This is a genomic window from Streptomyces sp. AB3(2024) (assembly GCF_041862025.1).
Classification (GTDB): Bacteria; Actinomycetota; Actinomycetes; order Streptomycetales; family Streptomycetaceae; genus Streptomyces.
Window position 1 is genome coordinate 1 of sequence record NZ_JBGWAB010000035.1, and the last position, 19034, is coordinate 19034.

15 protein-coding genes and 1 tRNA gene are annotated in these 19034 nt (G+C 73.8%); 6 read left to right on the forward strand and 10 right to left on the reverse strand.

Features of this window, described 5'->3' with window-relative positions:
• Positions 1 to 151: 151 nt before the first annotated feature.
• Positions 152 to 1834: a ricin-type beta-trefoil lectin domain protein gene (locus ACEPPI_RS16495; protein ID WP_373915973.1), complete on the reverse strand. Its 1683-nt coding sequence runs from the start codon at positions 1832 to 1834 to the stop codon at positions 152 to 154.
• 192 nt (positions 1835 to 2026) lie between these two features.
• Here ACEPPI_RS16495 and ACEPPI_RS16500 point away from each other — a divergent pair, with 192 nt between their 5' ends.
• Positions 2027 to 2668 (forward strand): TetR/AcrR family transcriptional regulator, encoded by a 642-nt coding sequence (locus ACEPPI_RS16500; RefSeq protein WP_373915974.1) that lies wholly within the window; start codon positions 2027 to 2029, stop codon positions 2666 to 2668.
• 14 nt (positions 2669 to 2682) lie between these two features.
• Entirely contained in the window at positions 2683 to 3603 is a 921-nt protein-coding gene (locus tag ACEPPI_RS16505; protein WP_373915975.1) for a serine/threonine dehydratase, read from the forward strand.
• Between the two features lie 56 nt (positions 3604 to 3659).
• Here the strand turns inward: ACEPPI_RS16505 and ACEPPI_RS16510 are convergent, their stop codons facing one another.
• On the reverse strand, positions 3660 to 4112 hold the full coding sequence (locus tag ACEPPI_RS16510) for a universal stress protein (RefSeq protein ID WP_373915976.1): 453 nt from the start codon (positions 4110 to 4112) through the stop codon (positions 3660 to 3662).
• A gap of 190 nt (positions 4113 to 4302) precedes the next feature.
• Here ACEPPI_RS16510 and ACEPPI_RS16515 point away from each other — a divergent pair, with 190 nt between their 5' ends.
• Complete coding sequence (locus ACEPPI_RS16515) at positions 4303 to 4659, forward strand: hypothetical protein (RefSeq protein WP_373915977.1); 357 nt, start codon at positions 4303 to 4305, stop codon at positions 4657 to 4659.
• 16 nt (positions 4660 to 4675) lie between these two features.
• Here the strand turns inward: ACEPPI_RS16515 and ACEPPI_RS16520 are convergent, their stop codons facing one another.
• From ACEPPI_RS16520 to ACEPPI_RS16555, 8 genes are all read right to left on the reverse strand, one after another.
• Positions 4676 to 4900 carry a hypothetical protein gene (locus ACEPPI_RS16520; RefSeq protein WP_373915978.1) on the reverse strand — a complete coding sequence of 75 codons (225 nt, stop codon included), beginning with the start codon at positions 4898 to 4900 and terminating at the stop codon, positions 4676 to 4678.
• Entirely contained in the window at positions 4897 to 6828 is a 1932-nt protein-coding gene (locus ACEPPI_RS16525) for a peroxidase family protein (RefSeq protein WP_373915979.1), read from the reverse strand. Before ACEPPI_RS16525 ends, ACEPPI_RS16520 begins: the two co-directional genes overlap by 4 nt.
• A gap of 8 nt (positions 6829 to 6836) precedes the next feature.
• Complete coding sequence (locus ACEPPI_RS16530; protein WP_373915980.1) at positions 6837 to 8201, reverse strand: hypothetical protein; 1365 nt, start codon at positions 8199 to 8201, stop codon at positions 6837 to 6839.
• Between the two features lie 62 nt (positions 8202 to 8263).
• The gene (locus tag ACEPPI_RS16535) at positions 8264 to 9670 is read right to left on the reverse strand and encodes a cytochrome P450 (RefSeq protein WP_373915981.1); all 1407 of its coding nucleotides are present in this window, start codon (positions 9668 to 9670) and stop codon (positions 8264 to 8266) included.
• Positions 9667 to 11079 (reverse strand): FAD-binding oxidoreductase, encoded by a 1413-nt coding sequence (locus tag ACEPPI_RS16540; RefSeq protein ID WP_373915982.1) that lies wholly within the window; start codon positions 11077 to 11079, stop codon positions 9667 to 9669. The genes ACEPPI_RS16535 and ACEPPI_RS16540 overlap by 4 nt, the downstream gene beginning before the upstream one ends.
• 55 nt (positions 11080 to 11134) lie before the next feature.
• Positions 11135 to 12745, reverse strand: coding sequence for a benzoylformate decarboxylase (gene mdlC, locus ACEPPI_RS16545; protein WP_373915983.1), 1611 nt, complete (start codon positions 12743 to 12745; stop codon positions 11135 to 11137).
• Between the two features lie 239 nt (positions 12746 to 12984).
• Positions 12985 to 15321: a hypothetical protein gene (locus ACEPPI_RS16550; protein ID WP_373915984.1), complete on the reverse strand. Its 2337-nt coding sequence runs from the start codon at positions 15319 to 15321 to the stop codon at positions 12985 to 12987.
• A tRNA-Ala gene (locus ACEPPI_RS16555) sits at positions 15321 to 15395 on the reverse strand. The genes ACEPPI_RS16550 and ACEPPI_RS16555 overlap by 1 nt, the downstream gene beginning before the upstream one ends.
• Positions 15396 to 15806: 411 nt before the next feature.
• Between ACEPPI_RS16555 and ACEPPI_RS16560 the strand changes: the two genes are divergently transcribed.
• The 3 genes from ACEPPI_RS16560 (at position 15807) to ACEPPI_RS16570 (ending at position 18954) form a co-directional block, all read left to right on the forward strand.
• On the forward strand, positions 15807 to 17138 hold the full coding sequence (locus tag ACEPPI_RS16560; RefSeq protein WP_373915985.1) for a sugar ABC transporter substrate-binding protein: 1332 nt from the start codon (positions 15807 to 15809) through the stop codon (positions 17136 to 17138).
• Positions 17139 to 17212: 74 nt separating this feature from the next.
• Entirely contained in the window at positions 17213 to 18106 is an 894-nt protein-coding gene (locus ACEPPI_RS16565) for a carbohydrate ABC transporter permease (RefSeq protein ID WP_373916018.1), read from the forward strand.
• Positions 18103 to 18954, forward strand: coding sequence for a carbohydrate ABC transporter permease (locus tag ACEPPI_RS16570; protein WP_373915986.1), 852 nt, complete (start codon positions 18103 to 18105; stop codon positions 18952 to 18954). The genes ACEPPI_RS16565 and ACEPPI_RS16570 overlap by 4 nt, the downstream gene beginning before the upstream one ends.
• Positions 18955 to 19034: the final 80 nt, after the last annotated feature.

Consider the following 19034-nt stretch of genomic DNA (forward strand, 5'->3'; position numbering starts at 1 on the left):
CACGGCGGCCTCCGGCACCGCGGCCCCGCGCACCGCCGCCCCGGGTGCGGCTCCCGTGCCGGCGAGGGCCAGCAGTACGAGGGCCAGCGCCGGCAGCGCCGGGCGTGCACCGCGCCGGGCGCGGGGCGGCGGCTTCGTCATCGGGGCCCCGTCAGACCGGCAGCGACCAGGCCTGGTCGGCCCGGTGGTCACCGCAGGGGGCAAGCCGCAGCCGCTCGGCCGGGGCGTCCGGGGTCGCGGGCGCGGCCGGGGCGGTCAGGCACTGGCCGCTCGTCTCCTCGACCAGGGCCCCGTCGCGCCGGTGGTGCCAGCTCTGCCCCGCCTGGCGTCCGGGGGTGCAGTCGGTCAGCTCCACGGCCGCGCCGTCGCCCGCCGTCAGGCACTTCCCGTCCAGCCGCACCCGTCCGCCGCCGCCCAGGGTCCAGCGCTGGTCGCCTCCGGCGGTGCACCCGGCCAGTACGACGGCGCCGACGCCGCTGGTGTTGGCCCCGTCGGCGCACGCGGCCCCGAGGCCGTTGAGCTGACCGGTGGGCACGGCCTCGGCGCAGCCGTGCGGGGTGAGCCGCCAGACCGCCGTGTCGTGTGCGGCGAGCCGCCCGGTCAGCGCGTCGGAGACCGAGGCGCTCCGCCCGCTCCACAGGTCCTCGGCATCCACCGCGCAGGTCCGCAGGCCGATGTCGGCCAGCGGTACCGAGACGTCCCGGGTGGCGCCGGAGCGGTTGAGCACGGCCACCGCGCGGTCGCCGTCCGCCAGCGGCCGCACCAGTACGTCGAAGGTGGCGTTGGAGGAGACGACCGAGCCCTGACGGCCCATCGGGTCCTGGTCGAGGGCGATCAGGCGGGTGTTGCCGAGGGCCGCCAGACCGCCCGGGGTCAGTTCGGAGACCTGGGAGGACAGGATGAAGGGGGCCGCCATCATCGCCCACAGCCCGACCTGGCTGCGGCTCTCCGCGTCGGTCAGTCCCGGGGCGCCGGCGATCAGGAAGTCGGGGTCGTTCCAGTTGCCGGGGCCCGCGTACCGGCCGAGCCACCGGTTGTAGCCGTAGTTGCCGAGGACGGAGCTCCACCGCGAGGTACCGGGGGCGGACGGCTTGTAGACCTTGATGTCGCGGCCCTCGCGCCACAGCTGGCCGGTCTCGCCGACCCAGTCGAGCACCTTGTGCCAGTCCGAGCCGCCCCATTCGCCCTGCTGGAAGTAGGCGGGCGCGGAGGCCGAGAGCACCATCGGGCGGCCGCTGTCGCGCAGCGCGCGGGCCACGGAGTTGTAGGCGTCGCGGTAGGCCTCCTCCTTGGTCCTGCCGGGCGGTACCCACAGGTTGCAGCCGTCCATCTTCACGTAGTCCACGTCCCAGGACGCGAACTGCCGGGCGTCGCGGGCGTAGTGGTCCGCGCCGCCGCCCTCGGGAACGCCGCTGCCGGGGTAGCGCTCGCAGGTGAGGGATCCGGCGTCCTCGTAGATGCCGAACTTCAGCCCCTTGCCGTGCAGGTACGCGCCGAGCCAGGCCATGCCGTGCGGGAACTTCGCGGTGTCGACGACCAGGTTCCCCTGAGCGTCGCGGCTCTTCTCCATCCAGCAGTCGTCGACGGTCACCGTGTCGTAGCCCTTGGCCGCGAGCCCGCTGGAGACCAGCGCGTCCGCGTTGGCGACCACGGTGGTCTCGTCGACGTCGCACATGTAGTGCGCCCAGTTGTTCCACCCCATGGGCGGGGTGAGGGCGAGCGGGGTGTCCCAGGTCGCCGTCGGCTCGGCCGCCGCCGGGGCGGGGCAGAGCGCGAGGGCGAGCAGGGCGGCCGCGGTCAGGCAGGGGAGCGAGGCGCGCAGGCGAGGCGGCACGGGGTCTCCTTGACGTGGTGGCGTACCGGCGGGGCGTTCGTGCGCCCAGTGCAGCGGTGCGACTACCCGCTGTCAACATAAGTCGATGTTTCCACGTCAATGACCAGCAATATGGGTGTAGTCGGGAGAGCGGCCGGGGCCCACCGGCTCGCTGATACGACGTATGTGTCACTGGCTGATACGCTGTATCTCATGCCGAGGAGATCCACCGCCCTGGACCGGGCCACACCGGAGGCCATCGCCCTCACCGCCCTGCGCGTCCTCGACGAGGAAGGCCCCGGGGCCCTCAGCTTCCGCGCCCTCGCCGACCGGCTCGGCGTCTCCCACGCCACCGTCCAGCGCCGCTGCGTCGACCTCGCCGGTCTGCTCGACCTGTGTACCGAACACCTCGCCGCCCAGCTCCCCGAAATCCCCGTCGGCACGGACTGGGCCGAGGCCACGGAGCGGCGGTTCGGCGCGCTCTACCGGCTGCTCACCGCCCACCCCGGACTCCTCGTGCTGCGCGGCGGCCGGCCCTGGCTCGGCCGTCAGCTGCTGGCCCGTCTCGTCGAACCCGCCCTCGCCGACAGCGTCGCCGCCGGGATGAGCGCCGCCGAGGCCATGACCGTCTACCGCCGCATGTACCTGCTCACTCTGGGCAGCGCCGCCTTCGTCGACCACCGGGACCCGGGCGCCGTCACCGCGGCCTCCCGCGCCGCGCTCGCAGCGCTGGATCCCGCCGAGTTCCCGGTGCTGGCCGGCGGGCTGGCCGACGTGCTGCCCCCGCTGACCGACCACGAGGTGTACTACGGCGCCCTGCGCCAGCTCATCGAGGCCGCCCGGCCCGCCGTCTGAAAGGCAGTCCGACCATGGAACAACAGCTCGACCACGCCGCCGTCCGCGCCGCCGCCCGCCGGGTGGCGGGGACGATCCGCCCCGCCGCCGTCGTGCCGGCCGCCGAAGGGGTCTGGTACGCCCTGGAGTACCTCCAGCACACCGGCTCCTTCAAGGCCCGCGGTGCCCACAACTTCCTCGCGGCCCACCGCGAGGCCGGCGCCCTGCCGGCCACCGGCGTCACCATCGCCTCCGGCGGCAACGCGGGCCTCGCCTGCGCCTGGGCGGCCCGCGCGCACGGCGTCCCCGCCACCGTCTTCCTCCCCGGCAACGCCCCGCGCGTCAAGGTGGAACGGCTGCGCGGCTACGGCGCCGACGTACGGCTCGTCGGGGACCGCTACGCCGAAGCGCTGGCCGCCTGCCGCGAGTTCGCCGCCGACAGCGGGGCCCTGAGCAGCCACGCTTACGACCATCCCCTCGTGGCAGCCGGCGCCGGAACCCTGCTGGAGGAGATCCGGACCGCCCTGCCCGGCCTGGACACCGTCGTCGTCGCGGTCGGCGGCGGCGGTCTGTTCGCGGGCGTCGCCACCGCCGCCCGTGCCCACGGCGTACGGGTGGTCGCGGCCGAACCGGAGCACTGCCGCGCCCTGAACGCCGCCCTGGAGGCGGGCCGCCCCGTCGACGTCCCCGTGGCCTCCGTGGCCGCCGACTCCCTCGGAGCCACCCGGGTCTCCGCCGACGCCCTGGCCGCCGCCCGCGCCGGGAACGCCACCTCGGCCCTGGTCCCGGACGAGGCGATCACCGCCGCCCGCCGGGCCCTGTGGGAGGAGCACCGCATCGTGGTGGAGGCCGGCGCCGCCACCGCCCTCGCGGCCCTGCGCACCGCGGAGCGGCCCCTGGGCGATCGGGTCGCCGTCGTCCTGTGCGGCGCCAACACCGACCCCGCCGACCTCTGACCGGTACGGGAGCCCGATCGGCGCGGACCGGCGACGCGCCGCCGCGGCGACCGGGCCTACGGGGCCTCCTGCCCGTCACGGACGACGACCACCGTGCTCGCGGCGTACTGGACGACCTGCTGGCTCACCGAGCCCAGCAGGGCGCCCTTGATCCCGCCGTACCCGCGCGTGCCGACCACCGTCAGCTCCGCCTCCCGGGAAGCCTCCACCAGGACCTGGGCCGGCGGGCCCTGTTCGACCCGGCGGAAGACCGGGACGCCGGGCGAGGCGCCGACCGCCTCCGCGACGGTGTCCGCCAGCCGCTGCCGCGCCCCCTCTTCGGCGGACACCAGTTCCGCCTGCTCCGCGGTGCCCACCGCGAACGGGTTGGTGTTCCACTGCCAGCCCATGACGGCGTGCACCCGGCTCCCGGTGACCCTCGCCTGGCCCACCGCCCAGCGGAGGGCCTCCTTCGAGTGCGCCGAACCGTCCACGCCGACGACGATCAGGGGCTCGATGGTCTCACTCACAGTGGGTTCCTCTCGGTTCGTCCGGATCGTCCTTCCCGCCCTGTATACACGGACCGGGGTGCCCGACCTCGATCGACGATCGTCGCGGCGGCCGAAGACTTTGGGGGACAGCGGGCACGGGCCGCCCGCTGCGAAGGTCGTCACGACGGCGGGAACGCGCCGGAACGCGACGGCACGGAGGAATCGGGCGATGGCTCAGCGCAAGGGATGTCTGATCGGCTGCGGCGTGGCGCTGGTGGTGGGGATCGGATTCGCCGCCGCGCTCCTCTTCGGCGTCTCCAAGGTCATGGACGTGACCGACAAGACCCTGGTCGACCCGAAGGTCTTCGCGGAGGTCAAGGTCGGCGACCCGGAGGACCAGGTGCGCGGCAAGCTGCCCTCCGGCGAGAGCTTCGTCAAGGAGGCCCTCAAGAAGGGCGGTCCGGCCGAGCCCGCGGGCAGCACGTGCTCCTGGTACCTCTCCACCGGCGACAGCGACGACGACGTGCTGCGCTTCTGCTTCAAGGACGGGAAGCTCGCGGACAAGGCCGAGTACCGCATGAAGTAGGCCCCTTGGCGGGGTGTCACCCGCCCCCCGGCCGGCCGTCCAGCCGGGAGGCCGAGCGGGCCAGTCCCGCCGCGGCCGTGTCGCAGCGCAGGGCCAGCTCGTCCACGCGGGCCCGGAAGGCGTCCGCCTGCGCGCCCCTCCAGTCGAGGCGCTCGCAGGCGCCGCGCAGCCGCCGGGCGCGTTCGCGCAGCGCGGCGGCGTGGGCGCGCAGCCCCTGCGCCGGGTCGGGCCGCCCGCTCACGCCTGCTCCTTCCAGGGCGCGAAGGCGTTCGTCACCCCGGCCAGCGCGGGCGCCAGTTCGGGGTGGTGCCGCAGCAGCACCGTGACCATCGAGTTCCGGTCGATCCAGCGCAGCCCCTCCGGCGTGTACACCTCCGGCCGGTAGTCGGTGGTGAAGAAGCGGTCGCTCTTCAGGCGCCGGCTGGCCATCAGGATGAAGATCCGGAAGAGGGTGTCGCTGAACCCGAAGCCCGCCGGGCGGGGTTCGGCGAGGTTGCCGACGAGGGTGTCGACCCGGTCGAGCCGGCCGTCGTAGAGCTCCCGCAGCAGCGGGGTGTCGCCCGGGTGGCCGCCGGTGAGTTCCTCGAAGGAGGTGACGGGCCGCTTGCGCAGCATCTGCCGGTAGGCGTTGTAGCGGGGAATGCCGCGCTCGCGGTCGCGCAGGATGTCCACGGTCCCGAGGTCGACGCGCTCGCCCGACAGGCGCTTGAGGTTGCGCAGCGCGTCCGGGTGGTTGTGCAGGACCAGGGCGCCGGGGTGCGTGACGCCGAAGGTGTAGAGCAGGTCGCTCGTCCCGTAAGCGTCCACCGAGTCCCGGGTCGTGGCCCCCTGCATGTCGTCGAATCCGATGACCTTCCGCGCCCCGCCGCCCCGGTGGTCGCGGACGGTGATCTCGTCGGGGATCAGGGGGTGCAGCCGGTACGCCGAGACGAACTCCTCCGTCATGGAGAAGGGCGCGGCGTGGTGGTCGGTCCGCGAACCCAGGATGCCGCTCAGGGCCTCGCCGCCGATCCGGCCGAACCGGCGCGTCACCCAACGCGGCAGCAGGCCGTGCCAGTTGGCGTTCATCGAATGCCGCAGCACCGGGGTGTCGAGGATCCCCGGAGTCCACTCCACCGTGTGGATCTTCGCCATGAGGGCCGTGTTGACCAGCCGGGCCGTGTGGAAGAGCCGCTCGTCGTCCCAGGTGGGGTGGTGCGAACGGACCAGGTCGCAGATGGAGTTGTGCTCCTTCGCGAAGAGCGTGTGCAGCAGCGAGAGCCCGGCCCAGTAGTCGCTGTTCAGGCCCGTGGCGTCCAGGCAGCCCATGCCCGGCCGCGGATCGGCGGGCAGCCGGCCGTCGTGGAGGATCAGGTGCCCGTGCTCCCCGGTGCGCAGCGAGCGGCAGCGTGCCTCGTCCGAGCCGTAGATCTGCGAACCGTCCCACCAGTGGGTGACCGTGTTCTCGTACGTCGGCGGGGCGCCGGGCGTGGTGTGGGAGACCGGGTCGGGACGGGTGCGGTTCACCCGCATCGGGCAGCCCCCGGCCTGCTCCTCCCAGTCGTCGTCGGCGGCGAGCGGCACGGTGAACGGCTCCGCCTCCTCGTTGTCGCCGTGGTTGGCCCAGCCGTGGTTCTGGAACTGGATCCACGCCGCGGCCAGCAGGTTCAGCGTCGGCGCCGGGACGAAACCGCGCCGGGCCAGCAGCTGCCGGCTGACCTCGCGGGGGCTGGGCGCCATCAGGTCCTCCCCGTCGGGGAAGGCCATGTGCAGCGGCGCGTTGCGGTCCAGCCGGGTGCCGACCCGGCCCATGTCCACGTCGTACGGGTCGTAGCCCGAGCCGTCGTACGAACGGTACGGCGCCGGCTGCGAGGTGGGGCGCCGGTCGCGTTCGCCGCCCGCACCGAAGGTGTCGTGCAGGTTGTGCCGGCGCAGGTCCTCGCGGAGCACCGCCAGGTTCAACAAGCCGATGGGAGCGGGTAGTTCGTGCCACTCGTAGCTGCGGTTGATCAGGGAGAACGCGGCGGATTCCAGCCGTTCCAGAACCCCGGGCGGCCCGTACGGCTCCGGGGACGGGGACGGGGACGGGGGCGTCGGGTGCGGCGCCGGCCCGCCGTCCGCGTTCCCGTCCCGCCCCGGGGGCGCGGGGGGAGCGGCCTGCTCGGTGGTCCGGGGGGTGGTCTCGGTCATCGGGGTCCTCAGTGGTCGTGGAGGGTGAAGAGGTGCGTGCCGGTGACCCGGCCTCGGAACGGGGCGAGTTCGGAGTCGACGTGCGCCCGCGCGTGCGGGACGTCGTGTTCGAGGTTGTGCGCGTACCGCTCGGCGGCGTGGCACAGCGGGAAGGCGTGGGTGTCGTCGGCCCAGGTGAACTCGGTGAACCCGGCGGGCGGCGCGTACGGGGAGACCGCCGAACGCCCCTCCAGGCTGGGCACGATGTCGTGCTCGTTGACCAGGGACACCACCCGCGTCCGCGGGTCGGCGGCCCGCTTGTGGTCGACGGGCGAACCGATCGCGATCACGTGCGTGACCGTGTACAGCGCGTTGAAGTCCCGGCTCGACGCCAGGTTCATGGCGGTGATCCCGCCCTGGCTGTGGCCCACCAGGGCCACCTCCGTGCCGGAGGGGACCAGCCGGCGCAGCGCCTTGACGACCGCCCGGGTGTACGGGGTCTCGCGGCGGCCCACCGCGTCGATGGCGCCCACCAGGTCCTGTGGGCTCTCCGCGTTGAACGCCTTCCCCATGCCCGCCAGTTGCACGACGTGGCGGCCCACGCCGTCCGGCCCGGCCACCTGCTGCACCAGCAGCACGCCGCCGGTGCCGATGCGCCCGATGTTGCGGACGTAGCCCACGATGGTGCCGGAGGTGTCGAGGTCCGCCAGCAGTTCGGCCGACGCGGTGTGCGGTTCGGCCCGTCCCGCGCCCCGGTCCAGCACCGACCAGAGCGCCGCGCTGATCCCCAGGAAGTAGTCCGAGGTCAGGGGGCGGCCGGTGGCGATCTGCCAGCCCGCGTTGTCATTGAAGGGGTTCTCGTCGGTCAGCGCGTTCCAGGCCATGATGTCGGCGAAGGACGGTGCCAGCAGCGCCAGTGCGTACTCGGCGCCCTTCTCCGTCAGCAGCCCCTTGAACACCCGAACCGCCTCGGCCTGCCGGTCCTCGTCGATGGCGCGCAGCACCCTGGAGGTGGTCGGGTTCTCCAGCAGTTCCGGGTGGCGCACCGACGCCGCCCGGATCCGGGCCTTGAGCCCCTCGACGGCCAGACTCACCGCCAGGCTCTCCCTGCCGGTCAGTACGCCGGCCAGCCAGAGCGCCCCGGCCAGCGGGTGACGGCCGTGCGGGGCCCAGCCGAAGCCCCGGGGGTCCGTCAGCGCGGACACCAGCTCCCGCCGGTTGCCACGACGGCGGCGGGGACCGGCCGTGGCGGGCGCCGGACGCGGGGCCAGGGCGACGCGGGAGGAGTAGCGGGCGGCCTCCCGCACGGCGTCGGCGGCCTCGGCCAGCTCGGCGCAGACCGCGTGCAGCGAGGCGACGTCCGGTTCGGTGACGGACGGGACGGCTGGGGGCATGACACTCCCTCTCTGGGGCCCGGTGCGCCTCCGGGCGTCCGGGCCCCGGCTCACGGGTCGGTTCAGCGGCGGGTGAGGCGCAGGCGGAGGGCGGCCGTGTCGAGGATCCCCGGCAGCGGGCGCGCCACGTCGAGGGCCGGGCGGGCCGCGGTGATGCGGTGGCCGCGCAGCACCTCGGCACAGACCAGGGAGGTCAGCAGCAGGGCGATGTGCTCGCCCGGGCAGCGGGCCCCGCCGTGGCTGAACGGGGCCACCCGGGTGTCCCCGTGCACGTCCGGCACCAGCCAGCGGCCGGGTGCGAAGAGGTTGCCGCCGTCCACCTGTTCGGGGTCGCGCTGGTGGAAGCCCATAGGGACGAGGACGTTGGTCCCGGCGGGGTAGCGCACCCCGCGCCACTCGGTCTCGGTACGGGTGACCCGTACCAGGTCCGGGACGATCGGGTACAGCCGGACCGACTCCTCCAGGCAGGCCCGCAGCCGCGGCAGCCCCGCCGTGCCGGCCGCCGCGTCGGCGTACGCCGCCTCCTGTTCCGCGGGGTGGTGCGCCAGCAGGAACAGGGTGCGCAGCACCACCGGTGCGGCGAGGTCCACGCCGAGCAGCCAGTGATGGGTCTGCCCGAGCGGGTCCGTGCCGTCCGGGGAGGGCTCGTTCAGCGCGCGGGCCGCCAGGGTGTGGGCGGGCGCGGCGGCCGCGTACCGGGCGATCCTGTCCTCGACCTCGGCGTAGAGCGCCTTCGCCGCCTCCGGGCGCCTGCGGCCCATCCAGTTGGCGTGCCCGCGCAGGGTCACGAGCCGGTCGGACAGCTCCTGGTCCTCGGCGGCCTGGTCGCCGAGGACCACCCGCCGGGAGATGCGGGTCATGGTCTTCCAGAACAGCGGGAACCCGACGACGCTCCGCTCGGTCAGCCGCCGGCACTCCTCCTCGACGACCGTACGGAACTCCTCGCAGGAGGGGTGCACCGGCCGGTCGGCGGCGAGCGCCCGGTCGTTGACCCGCCTCCGGTCCTCGCGCACCGGGCCGTGCGAGCAGATCACGCCGGTCGGCTCGAACACGGAGAGGCTGTCGTACTTGTCCTTCGCGTCCATGGCGAGCGTGGACACCGGCTCCTCGAAGAACCGCCGGACGTCGGCCTGGTCCAGCAGCACCAGCATCTCGCCGGACAGCGCCCGCACCATGACGGGCGCCCCGCGGTGCCGGGCCCGCAGGGCGCGCAGCGTCGCGTTGGACCAGGCGGGCTGGTTGACGCGGGAGTACAGGGACATCACCCCGAACCGGGGGTTGGCCACGCCCCGGACGAACACGGGCAGGGTGTGCGTGGCGACGAAGCGGACGGTCTCCGCCAGCCCCGCCCGGACGGGGGGCAGCGGGGCGGGCACCGGGCGCGGGGCGGACCCGGTCCCGGCGGACCGGGGGGCTCCGGAGGGGCGGCGCCCGGCGGCTCCGGTCCCGGTCTCGGCGGACTGGGTCATGCCGTGACCACCTTTCCGGGGTTGAGGAGGTTCCGCGGGTCGAAGAGCCGCTTGAGGCCCCGCTGCAACTCCAGTGACACGGGCCCCAGTTCGCGCTCCAGCCAGTCCCGCTTCAGGGTGCCGACGCCGTGTTCCCCGGTGGTCGTGCCACCCAGGGCCAGGCCGGCTTCCATGATGTCGTCGTACGCCGACCGGGCGCGGGCCGACTCGTCCGCGTCGGACTCGTCGAAGACCACCGTGGGGTGCAGGTTCCCGTCCCCCGCGTGGCCGAGGGTGAAGATCTGCAGCCGGTGGTGCGAGGCGATCCGCTCGATCTGCCCGACCAGCTCCGCCAGCGCGGACCGTGGCACCGCCACGTCTTCGATGAACGCGGTCAGCCCGCCGCCCCGGGAGGCCATGTACGCGGCGAGCGCCGTGCTGACCAGCCGGCGCGCCTCGATGATCTCCCGGGCCTCCTCGGTGGTCGCCGCGGTGGCGATGTGGTCGGCCCCGGCCTCCTTGCAGAGCAGTTCCATGGCGGTCAGGTCCGACGAGGGGTCGGCGCCGTCGCTCTCCACGATCAGGGTGGCGGCGCTCCCGGTGCGCAGCAGCCGGTGGCGGCCGAGGTCCACGACGGCCTCCGTGGTGGCCCGGTCGAGGAGTTCCAGCGCGGACGGGGTGTGCCCGGCGGCGGTGATCGCGGCGACGGCCTCGCCGGCCGCCTTGAGGGAGGGGAACTGGGCGAGGAGGGAGAGGGCCGGGGGCCGGGCGGGCCGCAGGGCGAGGGTGGCCCCGACGACCACGGCCAGGGTGCCCTCGGAGCCGACGACCAGCCGGGTGAGGTCGTAGCCGGCGACGCCCTTGACGGTGTCCCGGCCGGTGCGCAGCCGGCGGCCGTCGGGCAGGACCAGGTCCAGGCCGAGGACGTAGTCGGCGGTGACCCCGTACTTGACGCAGCAGATGCCGCCCGCGCCGGTGGCGATGTTCCCGCCGATGGTGCAGTGCTCCCAGGAGGCGGGGTCCGGCGGGTACGTCAGCCCGTGCTCGGCCACGGCGTCGGCCAGGCGGCGCGTGGTCACCCCCGGTTCGCAGCGCACCAGCCGGTTGGCCGGGTCGACGGACAGGATCCGGTCCAGCGCGGCCGTGGACAGCACGATGCAGCCGTCGACCGCGTTCGCGGCGCCCGCGAGCCCGGTCCGGGCGCCCTGCGGCACGACCGGCACGCCGAGCGCGTAGGAGGTGCGCATGACGTGCGCGACCTGCTCGGCGGTCCGGGGTACGGCGACGACGGCCGGGGTCCCGCACGCGGAGAAGGGCGCGGAGTCCCGGGAGTGCGCCGCCAGCACCGCCGGGTCGGTGAGCAGGGCCTCGCCGGGGAGCCCGGAGCGGAGCGCGGACAGCAGGAGGGGCGTGTCGGTGGTGGGGGGCATGCCGGCCTTCCGGGACGGTGCGGGGTGACTGCGGGGGTGGCCTCGGGGCCTGGGGCTACATCGAGGGGAGTTCGGTGGCGACGGGCACGTCGATGAGCACCGGGCCGTCCTGCTGGAGGGCCGACTCCCTTACGAGCTTGGTGAGTTCGCCCGCGCCGGTCGCCCGGTGGGCCGGTACGCCGTACCCCGTGGCGATCGAGGTGATGTCCAGGCCCGGGATCTCCAGGCCGGGCGCGCCCTGGGCCCGCTCGACCTGGGCGAACCACTGGAGGATGGCGTAGCGCTGGTTGCTCAGGACGACGAAGGTCACCGGGATCCGGTACGCGGCGGCGGTCCACAGCGCCTGGACGGCGTAGTGGGTCGAGCCGTCGCCGATGACGCAGACCACCGGCCGGTCGGGGGCGCCGAGCTGCGCTCCGACGGCCGCGGCGAGACCGAAGCCCAGGCCGCCGCCCGCGGTGAAGAGGAAGGAACCGGGGGCGCTGATCCGGGTCGCGTCGTGGAACTGGCCCAGGTTGGACGGCGATTCGTTGATCCAGAGGGTGTTCTCGGGGGCGCCCTGGGCGATCGCCGACATCGCGGCGAGCGGGGTCAGCACCCCGTCCGTCTCCGCGTAGGAGACCGCCCGCTCGATGCGCGGCGCGGCTTCGGGGGCCCGCCGCTCCGGCAGCTCCGCCAGCAGCGCCCGTACGGTCAGCGCCAGGTCGGCGACCAGCGCGTCCCCGACGGGGGCGCGGGCCGCCTCCTCGGCGTCGCGGGTGAGCTGGACGAGCTCGGTGCCCTCGGGCAGGTAGGCGCCGGGAACGTACGGGTAGTAGCAGAACACCGGGGCGCCGATGACGAGGACCAGGTCGTGGCCCTCCAGGCAGCGCGCGAGCGGCGCGATGGCCGGCGGCAGCGTCCCCCGGTAGCGGGGGTGGGACTTGGGGAACGCGCACCGGCCCTCGGTGGGCGCCGACCACACGGGCAGTCCGGTGCGGTCGGCCAGGTCCACGACCGCGTCCCAGGCCCCGCCCGCGTCCACGTCGTTGCCGACGACCAGGACGGCGCTGCGGGCACCCGCCAGGCGGGCGGCCAGCGCCCGGACCGCCTCGGCGGACGGCACGGCCGCATGAGAGACGGTACGGGCGGCGGTCCGCTGCGCCGCCCGGTCCTCGGCCTCGTCGATCACCACGTCGAAGTCGTCCATCGGCAGCGAGACGAACACCGGCCCCTGCGGCGGGGTTTCGGCGATCTGGGCCGCGCGGGCGAGGGCCGGCGCCACGTCCGCAGGGCGCGGCGGCTCGTACGCCCACTTGACGGCGGGCTGGGGCAGGAGGGTGGACTGCGGATTGGTCAGCAGGGCCTCCATGGTGAGCATCGCGCGGACCTGCTGGCCGGCGGTCACCACCATCGGGGTCCGGTTCGCACGGGCGTTCAGGATCGCGCCCATGGCGTTGCCCGTACCCGGACCGGTGTGCAGGTTGACCAGGGCGGTGGTGCCGGACGCGAGGGCGAAGCCGTCGGCCATCCCCACGACGACGGCCTCCTGCAGGCCCAGTACGTAGCGGAAGTCGTCGGGGAAGTGCTTGAGCATGGGCAGTTCGGTGGAGCCCGGGTTCCCGAACACCGTGGTCATCCCGCGGGTGCGCAGGACGTCCAGGACCGACTCGCGGACCGTACGCATGGGGTTCCTCAGCAGAGCAGACGGAAGCAGTGGGTGATCAATGCATCACATTGCGTTGATCAAGGCAAAACCCATGATCCGTTCGGGTCGGCCGTGGAGAACCCCGTGTTGGCCATCCGCTCCGCGTGATACCGCCCTCCCCGGCCGCCGTCCCGCGCGACGGCGGCCGCGTCGACCACCCGGACGGTGGACGCCCGCGTACGCGGGGTTGACCGTCCGGGCGTCCCCCGGGGAACCGGCTACCCCGGCAGCCTGCTGCCCCGCATCCAGTGCCGGCCGGTGCTCCACCCCAGCAGCCGGCGGGCCCGGCCGGCGTCGGCGGTGCCGTCCGCGCCGAAGGAACCGCCCCCGGCCACCAGGCGGAGCCCGGCGAGGGCCGGGGCCAGCAGGGTCCGCACGTGCCCGGACCGGCGTGCGGCCTCCGCCTCGATCCAGGCCAGGACCGCCTCCCGCTCCGCCGCCTCGCACAGCGAGAGGTGGAACAGCATCTGCCGCCACGCGTACGCCGCGTCCTTGATCGTGGACATCGGGCGCGGGTTGCCCTCCACCCGGGCCAGCAGCCGGCACACCGCCCCGAAGCAGTCCCGCGCCAACTGCGCCCAGCCGGGCGGAGGTGCGATCCCGGCCCGCGCGGCCAGGGTGGCGAGATTGTGCGTGGTCAGGATCTGCGCCTGCTCGATCACGGTGCCGTTCGCCGCCGTGGACCAGCCCCGGGTTCCCGTACCCGCCCGCTCCGCGCACAGCGCGGCGAACTCCGGTGCGGTGCGGGCCGGGTGGCCGCGCAGCGCGCTCTCGGCGGCCTGCGCGACCGCCATCCGGCGCACCGCCGCGTAGTCGATGCCGTAGTAGCGCGCGTACAGGCTCCCTTCGAGGAGGTCGGCGGCGATCCGCGCGGCGACGAGGAACTTCGGGCTGAAGGTCCCCATGAAGATGTCGGCGGCGAGCTCCTCCACGAACGGCGCGCCCAGCTCCGCCCGCCGGGAGAGCTCGCCCAGCTCACGCACCAGAGGATTGGGCAGCACGGTGGCCGGGAAGGCGCACACGGCCAGCTCGCCGAGCCGCCGCAGCGCCTCGTGGGCAGGCTCCCGGTCGGCCGCCCCGTCGCAGAGGTCGCCGGCGGGGCCGTCGCGGAGTTCGCCGGAAACGGCCCGGACCCAGGGGAGTTCCCCGATCCGCACCTGGTGTTCCAGATTGAGCAGCAGCAGGGAGCGCCGGCGCCGGAAGGCCCGGTACGTCGCCGCCATCAGGGTCCGCAGCGGTGCGTCGGCGTACCGCTCGGCGGTGACCGCGGCGACGAGCTGCGGCACCAGCGCCGCCAGCACCTCGGCGGACGGCACCACTCCGCGCTCCACGAGCACCTCCAACGGGGCGCTGAGCGCACCACGGACGGTGGCGGCGACGGCCGGCGGCACCACCGCGCCTTCGGGCAGCCCGGTCTCACGGGCCTCGCGCCCGCTCACCGGAGCCACCGCCGCCTCCACGTCCGGGATGCCGCGGTCCTCGTCGAGCGGGGCGATCCGCCGCAGCACCAGCGCGGCCAGCGCGTGGTGCGGGGGCAGCGCGGCGTGCTCGGTGCGGGCCAGCCGCAGCCGGGTGTGCCCGGGGGAGCCGGGTACGCCGCGCTTGGCAACCATCGAGGTGACGGCGACCCGCAGCAGCCCGGCCAGGCGGGGCGTGAGGGCGCGGCCCGCGAGCTCCTCCTCCAGGGCGCGGCGCAGGATCGCCGCGTTCGACTTCGGGTCCAGGTGCTTGGTGCAGCGGGTGTGCGCGGCGGCGAGGGCGGCGTACCGGGCCAGCAGCGCGGCCCCCTCGGCGCGCCGGCCCGGGGCGGGCGCGTCCGGCCCGGACATCGCCAGCCGGTGCGCGAGCAGTTCGTCCTCGAACGGCCGCCAGACGGACAGGGCCTCGCGCTGCGCCTCCACCCCGGGGTGGGGCCTGCGGCGGGCCAGCGCCGCGGCGGCCTCGCCGGCGGTGCGGCGGTGCAGGCAGTCGACGCCGGGCGCGGGCCGGTCGGCGGGCCGCGGGGCGAAGCGCAGCCGGTCGGCGAACGGGCCCATCTCCGCGACGAGTTCGGCGGCCGAGTCGAACCGGCCGGCGCGCACGAGCCACGCCACCGTCGCCAGCGCCGCCTCCTCGGGCGCGTGCACCTCATAGCGGCCGCTGTCGAGCAGGGACCACAGGTCGCGCAGGCCGTCCTCGGTGAGGTGGTGGGCGAAGAGGGCCGACCGGGTCGCCGGTACGCCGGCCCGCCGGGCGGTCTCCCTCTCGTGGGGCAGCAGCGGCCCGCCGGCCGCGGCCGAGCCGGTCACGAAGCCTCCGGTGACCACTTCCGGGGTGACCCAGGCGGGCAGCGTGGCGACGGGGGTCCGTGATCCGATGGACAGGGTGCCCCCGGCCATGCCGGACAGGACGTCCCGCCACTGGCGGGCACGGGCCCCGGCCCGCTCGCGGGTGGCCGCGTCCTCGTGGGTGAGCGAGGTCCGCAGGGCCCGGGCGAGCCGGTCCGCCGCGTAGGACGGGGAGGCGGAGGCGGGCGGGGACGGGTGCGGGAGCTGCTGATCAGCGTGTGCGTTCATGGCCGGCGTGGCAGGTTCCGCCCCTGCGCCCTCCGGGAAGCAAGCCCGGTGCTCTGCTGCTGAGCTACACGCCGTCGTTCGCCACGAACGTAGGCGGTGGGCCGGGCCCGCACAACGTGTTTTGCGCGGGCCGCGGGGCGGGCGGGCCGTACCCGTGGGTAAAGCGGTTTCGCGACCGCAGGGATAAAGCGCATTAGTACCGGCTCGGAACAACCGTCGATAAGAAGTCAAACACTGACGCGCAATCATCTTCGTTATCGAACCGATGCCTTCGCGGAGAAGGCTTGAACTAAAGCGCATCAGTCCAGGTCAATGGCAGGTGTGACGAAGGCCTGAAGACGCCTCCGAGGTCACCTGTCTCGTTTCGGGACGTATGTGCCGTCGGCCAGGGGGCTTTCGGGCTCGTTGACGGGGTCCCGGTTTCCGGACAGCGTGGGCGGAGCGTTCCGGCAGCGAGGCCGGAACTCCTCCGGAAGGCGGCGACGATGACTCGTTCACAGCTGACCCGTACGGCCCTCGCCACGCTGGTGGCCGGTTCCCTCCTCTCCCTCTCCGCCTGCGGCCTCGGCGGAGCGGGGGACACGAAGGAGGCGGAGAAGACCGGCAGGGTGGCCGGGGAGATCACCTTCCGCACCCTCCAGCTCAAGCCGGTGTACACCGGATACGTCCAGGGGGTCATCGACTCCTTCGAGAGGAAGTACCCGGACGTCAAGGTGAAGTGGGAGGACGTCCCGGGCGACGGCTACAACGAGAAGCTCGTCGCCGACGCCCAGGCCGGAGCCCTCCCCGATGTGGTCAACCTCTCCACGGACTCCTTCCAGCTGCTCGGCGACCGCGGCATGCTCGCCGACGTCGCCACGCTCGACGCGGCCGTCGCCAAGGACTACGTCCCCGGCGCCTGGGAGCAGTTCAGACTCCCCGGCAAGGGCGACGGCGTGTATGCCTACCCCTGGTACGTGACCCCCGAGATCCTCACCTACAACCAGGACCTCTTCCGCGAGGCGGGCCTGGACGCGGACAAACCCCCCACCACCGTCGAGCAGTTCTTCGACTACGCCGAGCAGATCGCCGCCCGCTCCGCAGGCCGGTACTCCGCCTTCATGGCCGACCCCAAGGGCCGGCTGCCCGGGGACTGGCAGAAGATGGGCGTCCCGCTCCTGAACGCCTCACGGGACCGCTTCACCTTCGACACCGACCAGGCCGTCGCGTGGGCCGAGCGGATGAAGGACCTCTACGCCAAGGGCGCCATGCCCAAGGAGTCCCTCCTCAAGGCCGACGACATCAACCAGCTCTACGGCGGCGGCAAGCTGGTCTTCGGCCCCGGCTCCCCGGGCTTCGTCAAGGACATCAGGCTCAACGCCCCCCAGGTCTACGCACAGACCCGCGTCGCCGGTGCGGTCACCGGCACCCTCGGCCACATCGGCATCTACGCCCAGTCCCTCGGCATCAGGAAGGACACCCGCCACCCGGACGCCGCCGCCGAGTTCGCCAAGTGGGTGACCAACGGCCCCAACCAGGTGGAGTTCTCCAAGAAGGCCACCATCTACCCCTCCAACGCCAAGGGCCTGGCCGACCCGTACTTCTCCGACGCGGGCGACGGCAAGGACGCCGAGACCCTCGCCCGCGCGATCGGCGCCCGACAGCTCGCCACCGCCGACCTGGACGCCAACACGCCCGTCGAGTGGACCAGTCAGGTCGGCGACGCGGTGGCGCGCGAGATGCAGAAGGCCGTCAAGGGGGAGGAGGACGCCCGGACGGCGGTGCGCAGGGCCCAGGAGGAGGCCAACCGGCTGCTGGCCGCGACGGTGCGGAAGTGACCCCGGCCGCGGCCCTGACGGGGGCCCGGGACGGCGCGCGCGAGCGCGGGCGCCCGCGCGCGGCGAACCGGGCCATGGGGGCCGACACGGGACTGCCCCACCGCAGGTGGTGGACCCCCTACCTCTTCCTCGCCCCCGGGCTGCTGATGGTGGTGCTGTTCAGCCTCTGGCCCTTCGTCAACACCGTCGTCCTCTCCTTCACCGACGCCCAGATCCTGCGCGGGGGCTCCTTCGTCGGCTTCGCCAACTACACCCGTGCCTTGGCCGACCCCGACTTCTGGGTGGCCACCGGCAACAGCGTGCTCTACCTGGTCGTCGTCGTGCCCTGTCTGGTCCTGCTGCCGCTGGCCCTCGCGGTCCTCGTCCGCACCGAGGTCCCCGGCATCGGCTTCTTCCGCTCCGCCTTCTACACCCCGGTGATCGCCTCGGCCGTCGTCGTCGGCCTGGTCTGGCAGTGGGTGCTGCGCAGCGACGGGCTCGTCAACACGGTCTTCGAGCGGATCGGCGTGATCTCCGGGCCGATCCCCTTCCTCACCGACAGCACCATGCTGCTGGTCTCCGCGATGATCGTGACCGTGTGGAAGGGCCTCGGCTACTACATGGTGTTCTACCTGGCGGCCCTCGGGAACGTTTCCGCCGCCCTCTACGAGGCGGCCGCCCTCGACGGCGCCGGCCCCGTACGCCGCTTCTTCAGCATCACCGTCCCGCAGGTGAAACCGATGATGCTGCTGGTCGGCACACTCTCCGCCATCTCGGCCCTGCGCGTCTTCACCGAGATCTACATCCTGGGCGGCGAGAGCGGCGGCCCCGGCGGCGGGTCCCGGACCCTGCCCTTCCTCATCCGGCAGGTCGGCCTCGGCTTCTCCGGGGAGACCGGCTACGCCAGCGCCCTGTCGATCCTGCTGTTCCTGCTGACCCTGGTCTTCAGCCTGCTGGGACGCCGCCTGTCGAAGGGGGACGAGGGATGAGTGCGCACGCCCCCTCCCGGGAGGTCCGCCGGCGCCGGCTGCTCGGGCTCGCCGCACGGTACGCGACGCTGCTGCTGATGCTCGCGGTCGTCCTCGGGCCGATCGTCTGGCAGTTCCTGACCTCGCTCCGGGGCCGCACCGAGAACGTCTACGAAGGCGTGCTGCCCTCCCGGCCCACCCTCGACAACTACCTCCGCGTCGCCGAGTCCTTCCCGCTGCTCCAGTACGTGGGCAACACCCTCACGGTGGCGCTCCTGGCGATCACCTCGAACATGCTCTGCGCGGCGATGGGCGGTTACGCCCTCTCGCGGGCCGGGTGGAAGGGCCGCAAGACGGTCTTCACCCTGCTGGTGGCCACCCTGATGTTCCCCTTCGAGTCCGTCATGATCTCGATGTTCCTCACGGTCCGTGAGATGGGCCTGGTCGACACCCTGATCGGGGTCTGGCTGCCCGGCGCGGTCTCGGTCCTCAACATCATGATCATGCGCGCGGCCTTCCTGGCGGTCCCCAGGGAGATCGAGGAAGCCGCGGTCCTGGACGGGGCGGGCGAGTGGACCCGTTTCACCCGGGTCTTCCTCCCGGCCGCCAAGGGGGCCCTCGCCGTCGTCTGCATCACCAGCTTCATGGGCGCCTGGGACGACTTCCTCTGGCCGCTGCTGGTCCTCACCGACAGCGAGCACTACACCCTCCAGCTCGGCCTGAAGACCCTCGCCGGCGCCACGACCACCAGCGACCAGCGGATCATCGCGGCCGGAGCGATGGCCGCGTTCCTCCCGATGATGCTGCTCTTCTTCGCCCTCCAGCGTTTCTTCTTCAAGGGGGTGGGCGAGGGAGCGGTCAAGACCTGACCCGTCCGGGTTCCCTGGATCCCCGGGGTGACCCGGTCCGCCCGTTCGCCGTCCCGCGCAGTCCGCGCCGTCCGACCCTC

Bases quoted from the DNA above. Each gene is read 5' to 3' on its own strand.
- ACEPPI_RS16565 (WP_373916018.1), top strand. From the start codon at position 17,213: ATGGGGGCCGACACGGGACTGCCCCACCGCAGGTGGTGGACCCCCTAC.
- ACEPPI_RS16525 (WP_373915979.1), bottom strand. From the start codon at position 6,828: ATGACCGAGACCACCCCCCGGACCACCGAGCAGGCCGCTCCCCCCGCG.
- ACEPPI_RS16540 (WP_373915982.1), bottom strand. From the start codon at position 11,079: ATGCCCCCCACCACCGACACGCCCCTCCTGCTGTCCGCGCTCCGCTCC.
- ACEPPI_RS16505 (WP_373915975.1), top strand. From the start codon at position 2,683: ATGGAACAACAGCTCGACCACGCCGCCGTCCGCGCCGCCGCCCGCCGG.
- ACEPPI_RS16530 (WP_373915980.1), bottom strand. From the start codon at position 8,201: ATGCCCCCAGCCGTCCCGTCCGTCACCGAACCGGACGTCGCCTCGCTG.
- ACEPPI_RS16570 (WP_373915986.1), top strand. From the start codon at position 18,103: ATGAGTGCGCACGCCCCCTCCCGGGAGGTCCGCCGGCGCCGGCTGCTC.
- ACEPPI_RS16500 (WP_373915974.1), top strand. From the start codon at position 2,027: ATGCCGAGGAGATCCACCGCCCTGGACCGGGCCACACCGGAGGCCATC.
- ACEPPI_RS16515 (WP_373915977.1), top strand. From the start codon at position 4,303: ATGGCTCAGCGCAAGGGATGTCTGATCGGCTGCGGCGTGGCGCTGGTG.
- ACEPPI_RS16560 (WP_373915985.1), top strand. From the start codon at position 15,807: ATGACTCGTTCACAGCTGACCCGTACGGCCCTCGCCACGCTGGTGGCC.
- ACEPPI_RS16550 (WP_373915984.1), bottom strand. From the start codon at position 15,321: ATGAACGCACACGCTGATCAGCAGCTCCCGCACCCGTCCCCGCCCGCC.
- mdlC (WP_373915983.1), bottom strand. From the start codon at position 12,745: ATGCGTACGGTCCGCGAGTCGGTCCTGGACGTCCTGCGCACCCGCGGG.
- ACEPPI_RS16535 (WP_373915981.1), bottom strand. From the start codon at position 9,670: ATGACCCAGTCCGCCGAGACCGGGACCGGAGCCGCCGGGCGCCGCCCC.